We start from the raw sequence: 13,915 nt of genomic DNA, 5'->3' as shown, positions 1-13,915 counted from the left end.
TTGGTTATGCAAAATATTGGCAGCAAAATTTTTGGTTTGCTTGTAGCTTTACTATTGGGCACACTGCTTTACCTAACCGTTTTCAGTGACGGTTTAGGGCAAGCACCTAATATCAAAGTCACTGTTCAAGAACAGCAAATTGATTTGAGCAAACCCCTAAAGCCCGTATTGGTTAATTTTTGGGCAACCTCATGCCCAGGTTGTGTTGCAGAAATGCCACACCTTGCCGCCATGAAAAAAGAATTGGGCGACCGTTTTGAATTAGTGGCCGTTTCTATGGACTATGATCCCAAAGAACAGGTTGAAAAATTTATTGCCGCTAATAATTACCCTTTTGTTTTTGTCATGGACTCTGATGGAAAAATCGCCAAAGATTTTGGTGACATCCTATTGACACCTACCAGCTTTTTGATTGCCCCCAATGGCAAAATTGTTTACCAAAAAATTGGCGACATTGATTTTGCTCAGGTTGAAGAACGCATTAAACAGATGAGTCCAAAATTATGAAACCCAATCTAAGCATCCAAAAATTTTTACCACTGATTCTGGGCAGTTCTCTGTTGATGAATGCTCCACTTGCCATTTCGGACGAACCCAATCCTGAAGTTTTGGATAACTTACAGGGTTATTTTGAGTTTGCGAGTTTTGGCGATGGTGTTTTAACCCCTGCTTTAGTGAATGAAATGCAACACCAAGCCCTAATCATTGATACGCGCAAATCTCAAGATTATGCTGTCAGTCACATTCCTAATGCCATTCATATTGAGTGGCGTGACATTCTTAATCACTTAGATGAATTACCAAAAGACAAGATGATCATCCTCTATTGCGATACAGGTATCTTGTCATCTAAAGCACATATGGCTTTACGCCTACTCGGCTATGAAAATGCGCGGGTAATGTTTGGCGGCTACTTAGATTGGTTAAAATCAAAACAAAATTAAAATCCCCTCTCCCTATTTATTTTTAAAGGAATTTCCATGTCAAAATCTCATGATCTTTTTATCGCGGCTCAAAAGCATATTCCTGGTGGTGTTAACTCGCCAGTGCGTGCCTTTAGAGGCGTTGGGGGAGATCCCGTATTTTTTAAAGCGGCCAAAGGCGCTTATTTAATTGATGCGGATGACAAACAATATATTGATTATGTGGGCTCTTGGGGGCCTGCCATTTTAGGCCATGCTCACCCAGAAGTGATTGAAGCGGTTCAGAAAAAAGCCGTTGATGGTTTGTCGTTTGGTGCGCCAACCGAAATCGAAACGACCATGGCGGATAAAGTGTGTGAACTGATTCCGTCTATGGATATGGTTCGCATGGTGAGCTCAGGCACAGAAGCCACCATGACAGCGATTCGGTTAGCGCGTGGTTACACAGGTCGCGACAAAATCGTTAAGTTTGAAGGCTGTTACCACGGTCATTCGGACTCTTTATTGGTTAAAGCAGGCTCTGGCATGTTGACCTTGGGCGAACCCTCTTCACCCGGCGTACCCGCTGCTTTAGCTGAACTCACCATCACTTTAACGCACAATGATGCCGAGCAAGTCAAACAAGTGTTTGCAGAAATTGGTTCTGAAGTTGCCTGTATTATCGTTGAGCCAGTCGCGGGCAATATGAACTGCATCCCCCCTGAAGCTGGATTTTTAGAAACTTTGCGTGAAGTCTGCGATCAGTATGGAACAGTATTGATTTTTGATGAAGTGATGTGCGGTTTCCGTGTGGGATTACAAGGTGCGCAGGGTCGTTTTAATGTGATTCCCGATATCACCACTTTTGGTAAAGTCATCGGCGGCGGAATGCCCGTGGGTGCTTTTGGGGGTAAACGCGCCATTATGGAACGCATCGCGCCTTTAGGTCCAATCTACCAAGCAGGTACTTTGTCGGGTAATCCAATCGCTATGGCAGCGGGCTTAAAAACCTTAGAATTGATTCAAGCAGATGGTTTTTTTGAAAACCTAGAAGCCAGAACCAAACAATTAGTGGATGGTTTGCAAGCTGCGGCTGATAAACATGGTATTGCTTTTACCACCAACCAAGTGGGCGGTATGTTTGGTTTCTTTTTCAATACAGAGAAAAACATCAGCCGTTTTGTCCAAGTTGCAAAAGGTGACATGGAACAATTCAAAGCGTTTTATCACGGTATGTTACAAGAAGGGATTTATTTGGCACCTTCAGCTTATGAAGCTGGCTTTGTATCTTCAAAACATACCAGTGCTGATATTGAAGCCACCATTGCCGCCGCAGATAGAGTTATGGCAAAACTTTAATCTTGCTCAAACCCTCTCTATTGAAGAGAGGGTTTTCTTACATCCGATCAAAAATTGACCCTTGCGTTGGCATAAACAGTTTTGCATACATTCTGGCGGCGTAAGTATTGGTCATTCCCGCTATGTAATCCGAAATGACTCGTTGTTGCGCCACGGTGCTTTCTGCATTTTGGTATTTTGCATAGGTGCTTCTGGGTAATAAAGCAGCAGGATTGGCGCGTAACGACTTAAATAACTCCAACACAATTAACTGTCCTTTGTATTCCATACTTTTCACTTCTGGCAAGGTAATCACATGGGTATAAACAAATTGCTTGAGGCGTTCTAAAATGCGCATTTCTGCCTCCCCTAAACGGGCTTGGTAGCGCAACAGTGGATGTTCAAACACGGTATTTTCAGTGACATAAATACTTTCTACCATGATTCCCACCATTTTGGATATGGCGTGCTTTCTCCCTTTAGAACTGTGGCTAAACAACATTTCGGTCATCTCATCGTCCCATAAAGGATTGGCTAAAAAATCAGGATGTTGCATGACCTCTTTTTCCCACAAAACCTTGGGCACCATCTTCATGGCTACGGCATCTTCTAAATCATGAATACCATAGGCAATGTCATCCGCCAATTCCATAATGGTCGTATCAAAGGCTTTGTAACGAGTGCGTTTAAAACCTAAATCACTTTCAGAATCGACTAATTCGGTAAACAGTTTTCTATCTGCTTCGCAAAAGGCCGACATTACCCAGTCGTAAACCTTTTTTTCTTCACAATAAACGCTACTTTTAGGGGGATTCCAGCGCCGCATTTCTAAGGTTCTAAAGTCTGAAACCGTAGGCTCTTGTAGTTGCAATTGATAGGCTGAGTTTTGACGAGTAATGTCGTTATAAAAGGCAGGGTATTTCAAAACCCCTAAAGTGGCGCGCCTTGATAAATCGATACCATTTTGAGGGGTATATTCACCCAAATTGGCCATTATTCGTAAAGTTTGTGCATTGCCTTCAAACCCACCGTAATGGCGCATCATATAATTCAAAGCCACTTCACCACCGTGACCATAAGGCGGATGCCCCAAGTCATGCGCCAAACAAATGGCTTCTATCAAATAAAAAGAAGGCAACCAATCCATATATGCCTGACCATCACCCACTGTTATCAGCTGCTCAACCAAGCCCGAACCGATTTGTGCGACTTCCATCGAGTGGGTTAAACGGGTGCGATAAAAATCTGATTCATTCAGACCAAAAATTTGAGTTTTGGCTTGTAAGCGTCGAAAAGAAGCTGAATGGATAACACGCGCCCTGTCTCGTTGATACACAATTCTGGCAGGCCTAGAAGGTTGGTCTGCCAAAAAATCTGTGTAGCGTTCGGTCCATAACAGTTCTTCTTGCATAGGTTGCTTACCTTTTGAGTTAAATTATTGAATAATCATACTCAAAAACAACCAGGCCTGGTTATTTTTAAAGAAAAATTGAGTATTTTTGTCTATACTTATTTTTTATTATTAGCTTTTTAAAGGTTATCTTTTCATGAAAGTACTTTTAACCCTGACGCTTTTTTCATTTAGCATTGCGCTTTTTGCTTGCAGTACTTCCGAATACGAAAAATGCAAGGCTGATGCCAGTCAGTATTGGGATGCCACAGCAACCAGCAATTCTAAATCCAGCAATCCTAAATATTGGGCTGCGATTGAAAAATGCAAAACTTTAGATAAGTAACGGTTTAAAAAATCACTATGACCCGCTTCCATCAAACCCTTGTACTTTTTTTGGGATTGTGGCTCTCTATCAGCTTGAGTGGTTGTTCTTTACAAACTGAAAAACCTCTTAAGATTATTGCCAATTCTTGGATTGGGTACTCGCCTTTGTTTTATGCTAAAGAACAGGGTTGGTTGGTTGAAAACAACATTGAACTTTACACAGTGGTGTCTTTAGGCGAAAGTTTATCTCTTTATGAAAATGCTGGATTTGACGCCTTTACCGGCACTCAGTTCGAATATCAACAAGCCAAAAAATCCAAACCCGATTTAATGCCAGTCATTATGTTAGATAAGTCAAATGGTGGCGACATGGTCATGAGCAATGGCTCGATTAAGCAACTCCAAGAAACGCCTGGCCAGATAGATGTTTATCTAGAAATCAACTCCGTTAACTCGCTCATATTTAAAGATTTTATTAAAGCGAACGCTCTGACAAATAAGTCATTTAATTTTATCAACCAAGATCAAATTAAAATTCACACAGAAGTGACGAATCGTTTTAAAGCAAAAAATCCAGCTGAGGATCCTAACAAAAGTCCTTTTTTTGTCGTGGTTACCTATGAGCCTTTTAACCATCAATTAAATAAACAAGGCATGACAACCATCAGTTCAACCGGCGATGACTTGCAACTGTTGGTCATAGATGCCCTTTACACTGAACCCAAAACATTTAAAAAACACGCAGCGCAATTTCGAACCCTAAAATTACTGTTAGACAGAAGCCTGCAAGATTTACACGCCCATCCCAAGGCTTATTACGAAAAAGTAAAAATCTATCTAGAAAACCCAAGTTACCCAGAGTTTTTATCTAGCCTAGACAGTATTCAATGGCTCAATAAAGACATTTCTCCCGAACTGAATCAGCGACTTCAAGAAGCGCAATTTCCATTAGAGGCCACGCTTAACTAATGAGTATTAAACGATTTTTCTTGATTTCACTCCTGTCCTTAACAGGCGTTTTTTATTTGGTTTTTATGGTTTATTTTCACTTAGACCAACAAAAAAAGACCGACCTAGTTTTAGACAGTATTGGCCAAGACCTCGCTGAAATGTCGTATATTATTTCGTCACAAATGACAGACCTACAATCAGTTAATCAATTTAAATCTTTACTCATTCGTAAAGTAGTGAATACCAAATCCTATGCGGCAATTACACTGGTTAAAGATCAAAAAGTACTTTTAACCACCAACCCCAACATTGTTACGCCACCCTCAGCGCATGACTTAAAAACAACCACACTCCCCAAAACAACCTCTCAGTTACTTAAACAACCCATTTATGAGGCTAAGGTCCATTATTTTGTTCAAGATCAACCTGAGCTCTTAAGCCTTTATTTTTACAGTGATCAAAAATTCTTACAAAATTATTTTCAAGACATTAGAAATCGATTTTTATTTGTGTTTGGCTTGCTTCCCCTGTTAACGCTGCTGATTTTCTGGCTGGTGTTGCGTAAATACATCACCTTTCCTTTTGAGCGCTTGCGCCAGTATGCCTATTACCAATCTGAAAAACCCACCCCTTTTAAAATTAAAGAGTTGGAGTATGTTCGTGCTTCTATGGTACAAACCTTCCAACGCCTAGAAGAAGAAAGACAAGACCTTTACAACCTTGCCAGAACCGATAATCTTAGTGGTTTGGCTAACCGCAACCTACTTCAAGAACGCCTTAAATGGTTAATTGCCAAGTCCAAAAGAACTAACGCTGAATTTGCGCTGGTATTTATTGACCTAGACAATTTTAAAACGGTTAACGATACCTTAGGGCATGATATTGGTGATGAACTGCTGAAATCCATTGCCCATATTTTGAGTGATCAACTCAGAGAATACGACATTATTGCTCGAGTGGGTGGAGATGAGTTTGTTATCGTGATGAGCAATGACTTAAGTATGCGTGACTTAAATCATGTTCTAGACCGCTTGCTACAAGCTTTGTCAGAGCCCATTCTTGTCCAAGAACACCCTCTAAGCGTTTCTGCAAGTTTAGGGGTTGCCTTTTATCCGCATGATGGCGTGGACTTAACTGGCTTGATGAAATCTGCCGATATGGCGATGTACGATGCTAAAAAGTCTGGTAAAAACCAATATAAATACTTCACGCAATCCCTGCAAGACCAAGTGAACTATGAAATGTCCATGGAAGCCGATTTGCGACAAGCATTGCAAACCGATGCTTTCGAACTCTACTACCAACCTCAAATTGAACTCCGCACTCAAAAAGTGGTTGGCGTAGAAGCCCTGATTCGTTGGAATCACCCGACCAAAGGCACGATTTCACCCCTAGAGTTTATTCCTGCCGCAGAAAAAAACGGGCTCATCGTAAAACTTGGCTACTGGATTTTAGAAACCGCCATTCGCCAGCAAACCGCTTGGCTTAAGGCTAATGTTGGTTCTCTAAAAATGTCGATAAATTTATCCGCGCACCAATTAAATGACCCACAGTTTGAAAAATTCTTTTTAAACCTAATGAAAGAAACCGAAGCCGCACCCCAAAATATTGAATTGGAAATGACTGAATCAGTGTTACTAGAAGACTCCAACGACAACCTAAGCTTAATTAAAAAATTGCGTGCGACAGGTATTCGTATTGCCTTAGACGATTTTGGTACTGGCTACTCATCCCTGTCTTATCTAAAACGACTCCCCATCAATACCTTAAAAATAGACAAGTCCTTTATGGATGACTATGACACCAATACGGGCGCTATATTTATAGAAACCATGGTTAATATCGCTAAAACGCTTAATATCAAAGTGGTTGCAGAAGGTATAGAAACGCTGCATCAAGTGAATTATCTAGCTGCTATTCACTGTCAGAAATATCAAGGGTATTATGGTTCACGCCCTCTTAATGCCCAAGCCTTCGAAATTTGGTTGCAAGAATACAACCAAAAACACTTTGCTATGGACTCACAGTCACAAACATCCGCAATCCAACATTTGACCTAAGATTAACTTAAGTCTTTTAGCGCGTGCGTGTTAAAATACGCCCCATTATTTTTGCCCATTTTAAGGTCTTATCACTTCATGAAAACATCCAACCTTCTACTTGCCACAACCCGTGAAACCCCTTCTGATGCCGTTGTCATTAGCCATCAGCTGATGATTCGTGCCGGTATTATCCGCCCCTTAGCGGGCGGTCTTTACAACTGGTTGCCACTGGGTGTTCGTGTTTTAAGAAAAGTAGAGGCGATTATTCGAGAAGAAATGAATCGTTCTGGCGCACAAGAAGTGTTAATGCCTGTGGTACAACCTATGGAACTTTGGGAAGAGTCTGGGCGTGCTAATGACTATGGTCCAGAATTATTGCGTTTTAAAGACCGTCATCAACGCGACTTTGCTTTAGGCCCAACGCATGAAGAAATTATTACCGATTTGGTGCGCAAAGAAATTCGCAGTTATAAACAGCTACCGGTTAACTTTTATCAAATTCAAACCAAATTTCGTGATGAAATTCGTCCTAGATTTGGCGTGATGCGTTCACGCGAATTCATTATGAAAGACGCTTACTCTTTTCACATGGACCGCGAAAGCTTACAAGAAACCTATGATGAAATGCATGCTGCTTATTGCCGAATCTTCAGTCGTTTGGGCTTAGATTTCCGTCCTGTGCAAGCTGATACAGGGTCAATCGGTGGCGATGGTTCGCACGAATTTCATGTACTCGCCGACTCGGGTGAAGATGACATTGCCTTCTCAACCCACTCAGATTTTGCGGCCAACGTCGAATTGGCAGAAGCCTTAGCACCCAAAGGTGAGCGCCCTGCAGCTACCGAAGCACTCACCAAAGTCGCAACGCCCAACAAACACAGCATTGAAGATGTATGTAATTTCTTACAGCTAAAACAAAAGAAAGTCGCCAAAACGCTGTTGGTGCAAGGGGCAACCGAAGCACACCCTGTGGTGGCTTTGGTATTGCGTGGTGATCATGAACTCAATGAAATCAAAGCCGTTAAACACCCCTTAGTGGCAGAGCCGTTTGCCTTTGCTTCTGATCAAGCCATTATGGATGCGGCGGGTTGCAAGGCCGGCTCGATTGGTCCGGTTGATTTAAAAATTCCGGTCATCGTCGACCGCTCTGCGGCGCATATGGCAGACTTTGTGTGTGGTGCCAATGAAGATGGCTTCCATTTTACAGGCGCTAACTGGGACAGAGATACCCAAATTACCGAAGTGGCTGACTTGCGTAATGTGGTTAAAGGCGACCCTTCTCCTTGCGGACATGGGCATATTGAAATCCGTCGCGGGATTGAAGTCGGCCACATTTTCCAACTGGGTAACAAATATTCCACCGCACTCAATGCCAATGTGCAAAACGAAAACAGTCGTGCGCAAATTTTAGAAATGGGTTGTTACGGCATAGGCGTGACTCGCGTGGTTGCCGCAGCGATTGAACAAAATTACGACGACAAGGGCGTTATTTGGCCAGAAAGCATTGCGCCTTTCCAAGTGTGTATTGTGCCTATGCAAATGCATAAGTCACCACGCGTGGCCGAAATCGCCCAACAGCTTTACAAAGATTTACAAGCACAAGGCATTGATGTTTTGTTAGATGACCGCAGTGAGCGTCCTGGCGTGATGTTCAGCGACATGGATTTGATTGGGATTCCACATCGCATCGTCATTGGTGAGCGCGGCTTGGATAATGGCATGTTAGAGTATAAATATCGCCGTGATGCAGAATCACAAGAAATTCCGCAAGCGGAGTTTATGAGCTTTTTACAAAGCAAACTGGCAAAATAATGCTCCTTAACTAATTAACTAAGGCCTTCAATTGAAGGCCTTTTTTATTGGCGGCCGCCAACGGCTAGCGTACTTGCAATAATTCTGACCAACGCGTGGTATAACGCGGTGACATCAGATTGCGTCTCATCTGCCAAGTATTTTTACTTTTAATGCCCGATGCGCCTAAAAATAGCGTATTGCGGCCATCTCGTTGATTAATACCATCCATCACTTGCATTAAAGCCGCCTGCTTAGGATTGCCCGAATACTTTGGATTGGGTGCAAAAATATCTTCTTGTAACGCACGCTTTAAATCAATATCACCTAAGGTGACACCGGCTTTATGATAAGCATAACCGGCTCGCCAAATAGACTTTAAAGCTCGTTTGGCCAATTTCGTTAATAAAATACTGTTATCACTGGGATAAATAAGCCCTATTGTTTGTTGGTTACGATAAAACGGCGCATCCTTAGCAAAAGGATTGGTGGTCACCATCACCGAGATAAACGCACACACCGAACCTTGCGAGCGCAATTTTTCAGCGGCTCGGCAAGTATAAGAAACCACCGCCTGCTCCATTTGCACATAAGCCGTAATCGGCACACCAAATGAACGCGAAGAAATAATTTGCTTCTTATGGGCGCTGACCTCTTCAAGTGATAAGCAGGACTCACCGTGCAACTCTCGCCAAGTGCGCTCCATCACCACGCCATAGGTTTTACGCATGGTTTTAGGGTTGGCCTGTTTTAAATCAGCAACCGTTGCAACCCCCTGTTGTTTAAGTTGCTGGCTTAAGCGTGAGCCAATGCCCCACACTTTACCAACATCCACCTTAGCCAACACGGCATTTAAAGTGGTTTCATCCCACTGAGTTAAATCTAAAACGCCCTGATGCTGAGCTTGCTTTTTAGCCAAGTGATTGGCTAACTTAGCCAGTGTTTTAGAATGCCCTATGCCAACTGCCACCGGAATACCAATATCTTGCTTAACCTTATCTTTAATCTGCAATGCTAAGGTTGTCAGGTTAAAGTTGTGCATACCGGTTAAGTCTAAAAAACTCTCATCAATTGAGTAAATTTCTTGTCGAGGCGCAAACTCACCCACAATGCGATGCATACGACTCGACATATCCGCATAAAGCTCATAATTAGAACTGAATACAGCGGCTCGGTATTTTTCTAAAATGTCTTTCACCTTAAAGTAAGGTTGAAACATCATATTATCCATCACTGCCGAACGATAACCACCCGGCCCAAGCGTTTTAACCGTTTGCATGAGCTCTGCATTCAAATCTTTGGCAATTTGGTTAGCCGCAACGATGCAACCATCATTATTGGATAAAACCACTACGGGTCGATGGCTCAAATGCGGCTGAAAAGCGATTTCGCAGGAAGCATAAAAACTGTTGCCATCAATTAACGCAAAGACTGATTTTTCTGGCGATTTAGACAAGACTTTCATGAATATTCACATTCCATTTTTTGATTAGTGTTACAATTTTAACTCTAATTCAAAAATAATGTTACAAAATTCAAAATGACAGAAAAAACACATGGCGGAAAACGCAGCGGTGCAGGCCGCAAAAAAGGCAGTGGCTTATTTGGTGAAGACACCAAAGTGATTCGTATTCCAGAATCTAAAGTCACTTTAGTTAAAAACTGGCTGCGAGAAACTGCCGAAATAGACAAGCAACGCCAAATTAAAAATGAACTCCAAGCACTCGCCAAAAATAAAGCACAAGTTTATTTAGCCACTGATGAACAAGATCCCGAGGCCAATAGGCTCAACCTTTATAGCCATAAAGTGGTTGCTGGGTTTCCGAGTCCAGCGGACGATTATATTGAAGACCGCTTAAATCTAAACGACCAACTCATCCCCCATAAAGAGTCGACTTTTTTGCTACGCGTACAAGGGGATTCCATGAAAAAAATTGGCATTTTTGATGGCGACTTACTGGTAGTTGATAAAAGCCTGAAACCCAGCGACGGCAAAATCGTTATCGCCGCACTAGATGGTGAACTCACTGTGAAACGCCTTTCCATTAAATCGACAGGCACTTGGCTGGTACCTGAGAATGATAACTACCCACCTATTCCTGTCAGAGAAGAATCTGAAGTGGTGATTTGGGGTGTGGTAACCGCTACCATTCATCAGTTTAAATAACTCAAAAATTTCAGCGATTTTTAAGTCACGCTGACTTATGCTAAACTACGCTCTTTTTTTAAAACAGGACTTCAAACCATGTCTCAGCAATTCACCACCACTTCAGAAATCGTTAGTTACGGCATTGGCCGTCAAATGGGCGATCAATTGGCGTCAGACCCATTTGAAGGCGTTAATCCTTCAGCGGTTGCCGCAGGCGTGATGGATGCTTTAGAAGGCAAAGCCAGCCCGATTGACCAACAGGCGTTTATGAAAGCGTTTGAAGAAATGCACCAAATCATGGCTGACAAAGAAGCCGAAAAAGGCAAAATGGCTGCCGCTGCTGGTGAAGCTTTTTTAGCAGAAAACGCGCAAAAAACGGGCGTGATGATTACTGCATCTGGATTACAGTATGAAATCTTAACCGAAGGTCAAGGCGATATGCCTTCAGCCACTTCAACGGTTTCAACGCACTACCACGGCACTTTAATTGATGGCACAGTGTTTGATAGCTCTGTTGTGCGTGGACAGCCGGCACAGTTCCCAGTCAACCGCGTAATTGCAGGCTGGACAGAAGCCTTGCAAATGATGCCAGTCGGTTCAAAATGGCGCTTGTATATTCCGCACAATTTGGCTTATGGGCCTCAGGGTTCTGGTGCTAAGATTGCGCCCTATTCAGCATTGATTTTTGATGTTGAACTCTTAGAAATCGTTGCTTAATCAGCACCATTGCTTGAGCACCTCAGATAATATTTTAATTTTCTGAGGATGCTTTATCAAACCTAGCAAATAGGCTTTTAAACTTCATCTTGATGGGTTGTGCCTTCAAATTGTTCCGCCAAATCGGCAAACCATAACGCAGAACTTAAAATTTGAACCTCTCTTGTAGTATCTGACTGTTCAAGCCATTTTAAATCCCAAATCATGCCTTGCGCTTCTGGAAATGTTTTTCCTAAAATTTGTTCATCATACAACCGATTCAAAATCGCATGTTCGTCTAAACCACAGCTCAGCAATCTAACCAATGTTGGTTTAGGATTTATTGCAAAAATGTCAAAGGCTGATTTTTGTTTGGCACTCAGTTTCAAGTTAATCAATACACCGGTCGGTTTAGCAAAGCGACCATTAAAGGCTTCACGCAACAAGCCATAAGCGTTAAAAAAATCTCGATGCTTTAAAGGATCAGGGTAATCTTCCCAGCTATTACCTTCTGGCATTTGATGTGCTACCTGAATAATCTTGCCTTCGGTTAAATCACCCGCTTCCAAGTCAGCTTTAAACAAATGCTTTAAAACAATAATTGCTGCATCTTCAGCTTCTAAATCTGCCAAAGACATTAAACACATTTCTTTTAAATCCGCGGCTGACAGCCCAACTAAGTCGTCTTCAAATTCCATGAGCGCCAAAATGGCATGGTAGTCTTGATTCGTCCAAGCATTTTCAATTCGAAAAACATTTTTAAAAGCGGTCATTTCTACATTCATTTTTACATTCACTGGTCTTCCTTAACCCTATCTTAGGGTACTCAAATGTCATCAACATGACCAAAAATAATTAACGGGTTTTTGGCAAAACTGGCTATCCATATTAACCTAAATTACTCATAAACCTTTGCATGAGTGAGGCGAGAAAAAAACGAGGGATTTTAACCATTTTTTAGCGTGCCTTACTCTTGGTCTCTATTAGAAAGCGAGCAGGGTTAAAAGGTCACTGAAACAAACTGTTATTTTGACAAGACTCTTTTATAATAGAAAAAACTTAAGGAGAACGCTATGGCAAGAGCCTGTGCAAGACATATTCTCGTGAAAACGCAAGCAGAAGCTGAAAAACTGAAAGCCCAATTAGCCAAAGGCGCCGATTTTGCTACCCTCGCGAAAAAACATTCCTTATGTCCATCCGGAAAAAAAGGCGGTGACTTAGGCGAATTTAATCGCGGCGCCATGGTCAAAGCATTTGATATGGTGGTCTTTAAACTGCCGCTCCTCACCGTGCATGGTCCTGTGAAAACCCAGTTTGGTTATCACCTGATTGAAACCATTTACCGCACCTAAAAACTAAAGTGAACGCACTACCACACTAAATCATCCGGAATGGCAAATTTGGCATAGTATTCCGCATCTTCGTCGGCTATCTTTTCGGCTTCTTTGAGCGGAATTAACAGGCTAGCATCGCGTTGCTCAATTTTGGCAGACGCTTCATCAGAAATCAGCACATAAGCCCCAGCCACGCAAGCAATGCGAATCACGCCATCCACCAATCTCTGGCGAATTTTGGCATTCACATTTAACGATTTAACTTTACCTTGATCGACAAAATTAAACACTAAATCACCGTCATAACCCGTTATTTTGTTCGACTCGATGATTTGCTTGATTTCTGCCTGCAATGCTTTTTTGGCTTGAGCCGCTTGACGCTCTAAGTTGAGCAAACGGTCTTTTTCAGCTTTTTCTTGAGCTGCTTTTGCCGCCAAGGCAGTGGCTTCGTTTTCGACCTGTTTGCCTTTGTTTTGTTTGGTTTGTTGATATTTTTCTTTTTTTAGCTGTTTGGCTTTTTGTTCATTCACCAAACCTGCTTTTTTGAGTTGATCAAAGAGATTGCCTGCCATGTGTTCCATCCATTCAATTTTTGGGCATTATTTTAACCTATCGTTAGCCATGCAAATCTTTTAAAATTTAATCTTAATCCCCTAGAGAAACCTTATGTTACATCCTGACGCACGCGCCAAAGCACATCATATTTTATTAAGTGATGAACAAACCGCCATCACCTTAAAGGCAAAAATTAATTGTTTAGACGAGTTTTGTGAACTGGCTAAACAACACTCTTTGTGTCCTTCCGCAAAAATTGGCGGCGACCTTGGCTTAACCAAACCCGGCGTGATTGTCACAGAATTAGAGAATGCCATTTTTTCAGAACCCCTCGAAACCATCACAGGACCTTTTAAAACGGTGCATGGTTATCACTTACTTTGGATCAAAAAGCGTTATCTACCCAACGAATCTTAAATATGTGCCGCAAGACTTCTAGG

15 protein-coding genes are annotated in these 13,915 nt (G+C 42.1%); 11 read left to right on the top strand and 4 right to left on the bottom strand.

The genetic code is table 11. The features are described from left to right. The first annotated feature begins 6 nt into the window (after window positions 1–6). Genes THMIRH_RS05915 through hemL form a run of 3 tightly spaced genes read left to right on the top strand, consistent with a single transcriptional unit; the run spans window position 7 to window position 2,261 of the window. Complete coding sequence (locus tag THMIRH_RS05915; RefSeq protein ID WP_173291222.1) at window positions 7–507, top strand: TlpA family protein disulfide reductase; 501 nt, start codon at window positions 7–9, stop codon at window positions 505–507. Then, window positions 504–944, top strand: coding sequence for a rhodanese-like domain-containing protein (locus THMIRH_RS05910; protein ID WP_173291221.1), 441 nt, complete (start codon window positions 504–506; stop codon window positions 942–944). The genes THMIRH_RS05915 and THMIRH_RS05910 overlap by 4 nt, the downstream gene beginning before the upstream one ends. Window positions 945–980: 36 nt before the next feature. After that, a complete protein-coding gene (gene hemL / locus THMIRH_RS05905; protein ID WP_173291220.1) occupies window positions 981–2,261 on the top strand; it encodes a glutamate-1-semialdehyde 2,1-aminomutase in 1,281 nt (426 codons plus the stop codon). A 37-nt stretch (window positions 2,262–2,298) separates the two neighbouring features. On the opposite strand, the gene THMIRH_RS05900 is transcribed toward hemL, so the two are convergent. Continuing rightward, window positions 2,299–3,651, bottom strand: coding sequence for an anti-phage deoxyguanosine triphosphatase (locus tag THMIRH_RS05900; protein ID WP_173291219.1), 1,353 nt, complete (start codon window positions 3,649–3,651; stop codon window positions 2,299–2,301). Window positions 3,652–3,787: 136 nt separating this feature from the next. On the opposite strand from THMIRH_RS05900, the gene THMIRH_RS05895 reads away from it, so the two are divergent. The 4 genes from THMIRH_RS05895 (at window position 3,788) to THMIRH_RS05880 (ending at window position 8,762) form a co-directional block, all read left to right on the top strand. Continuing rightward, window positions 3,788–3,976, top strand: a complete 189-nt coding sequence (locus THMIRH_RS05895; protein WP_173291218.1) for a hypothetical protein — start codon at window positions 3,788–3,790, stop codon at window positions 3,974–3,976. A 17-nt stretch (window positions 3,977–3,993) separates the two neighbouring features. Beyond that, the gene (locus tag THMIRH_RS05890; protein ID WP_173291217.1) at window positions 3,994–4,926 is read left to right on the top strand and encodes a substrate-binding domain-containing protein; all 933 of its coding nucleotides are present in this window, start codon (window positions 3,994–3,996) and stop codon (window positions 4,924–4,926) included. Continuing rightward, window positions 4,926–6,968 carry a putative bifunctional diguanylate cyclase/phosphodiesterase gene (locus THMIRH_RS05885; protein WP_173291216.1) on the top strand — a complete coding sequence of 681 codons (2,043 nt, stop codon included), beginning with the start codon at window positions 4,926–4,928 and terminating at the stop codon, window positions 6,966–6,968. The genes THMIRH_RS05890 and THMIRH_RS05885 overlap by 1 nt, the downstream gene beginning before the upstream one ends. 78 nt (window positions 6,969–7,046) lie before the next feature. After that, window positions 7,047–8,762 carry a proline--tRNA ligase gene (locus tag THMIRH_RS05880; RefSeq protein WP_173291215.1) on the top strand — a complete coding sequence of 572 codons (1,716 nt, stop codon included), beginning with the start codon at window positions 7,047–7,049 and terminating at the stop codon, window positions 8,760–8,762. A 64-nt stretch (window positions 8,763–8,826) separates the two neighbouring features. Here the strand turns inward: THMIRH_RS05880 and THMIRH_RS05875 are convergent, their stop codons facing one another. Beyond that, complete coding sequence (locus THMIRH_RS05875) at window positions 8,827–10,206, bottom strand: Y-family DNA polymerase (RefSeq protein WP_173291214.1); 1,380 nt, start codon at window positions 10,204–10,206, stop codon at window positions 8,827–8,829. A 75-nt stretch (window positions 10,207–10,281) separates the two neighbouring features. Between THMIRH_RS05875 and THMIRH_RS05870 the strand changes: the two genes are divergently transcribed. Together THMIRH_RS05870 and bamJ are read left to right on the top strand one after the other, a co-directional pair. After that, on the top strand, window positions 10,282–10,908 hold the full coding sequence (locus THMIRH_RS05870) for a LexA family protein (RefSeq protein ID WP_173291213.1): 627 nt from the start codon (window positions 10,282–10,284) through the stop codon (window positions 10,906–10,908). A 78-nt stretch (window positions 10,909–10,986) separates the two neighbouring features. Continuing rightward, window positions 10,987–11,607, top strand: a complete 621-nt coding sequence (bamJ, locus tag THMIRH_RS05865) for a BamJ family beta-barrel-assembly machinery protein (RefSeq protein WP_173291212.1) — start codon at window positions 10,987–10,989, stop codon at window positions 11,605–11,607. Between the two features lie 77 nt (window positions 11,608–11,684). Here bamJ and THMIRH_RS05860 read toward each other — a convergent pair whose 3' ends face one another. Continuing rightward, the gene (locus THMIRH_RS05860) at window positions 11,685–12,383 is read right to left on the bottom strand and encodes a hypothetical protein (RefSeq protein WP_173291211.1); all 699 of its coding nucleotides are present in this window, start codon (window positions 12,381–12,383) and stop codon (window positions 11,685–11,687) included. 276 nt (window positions 12,384–12,659) lie between these two features. Here THMIRH_RS05860 and THMIRH_RS05855 point away from each other — a divergent pair, with 276 nt between their 5' ends. Then, window positions 12,660–12,938, top strand: coding sequence for a peptidylprolyl isomerase (locus THMIRH_RS05855; RefSeq protein WP_173291210.1), 279 nt, complete (start codon window positions 12,660–12,662; stop codon window positions 12,936–12,938). 17 nt (window positions 12,939–12,955) lie between these two features. On the opposite strand, the gene THMIRH_RS05850 is transcribed toward THMIRH_RS05855, so the two are convergent. Next, complete coding sequence (locus tag THMIRH_RS05850; protein WP_173291209.1) at window positions 12,956–13,492, bottom strand: DUF2058 domain-containing protein; 537 nt, start codon at window positions 13,490–13,492, stop codon at window positions 12,956–12,958. Window positions 13,493–13,586: 94 nt separating this feature from the next. On the opposite strand from THMIRH_RS05850, the gene THMIRH_RS05845 reads away from it, so the two are divergent. Continuing rightward, window positions 13,587–13,892 carry a peptidylprolyl isomerase gene (locus THMIRH_RS05845; protein WP_173291208.1) on the top strand — a complete coding sequence of 102 codons (306 nt, stop codon included), beginning with the start codon at window positions 13,587–13,589 and terminating at the stop codon, window positions 13,890–13,892. The last annotated feature ends 23 nt before the right edge of the window (window positions 13,893–13,915 follow it).

The sequence above is a fragment of the Thiosulfativibrio zosterae genome (genome assembly GCF_011398155.1).
Taxonomy (GTDB): domain Bacteria; phylum Pseudomonadota; class Gammaproteobacteria; order Thiomicrospirales; family Thiomicrospiraceae; genus Thiosulfativibrio; species Thiosulfativibrio zosterae.
Note: the sequence above shows the minus strand (reverse complement) of the source record. Positions and strands in the feature narration are given on the sequence as shown.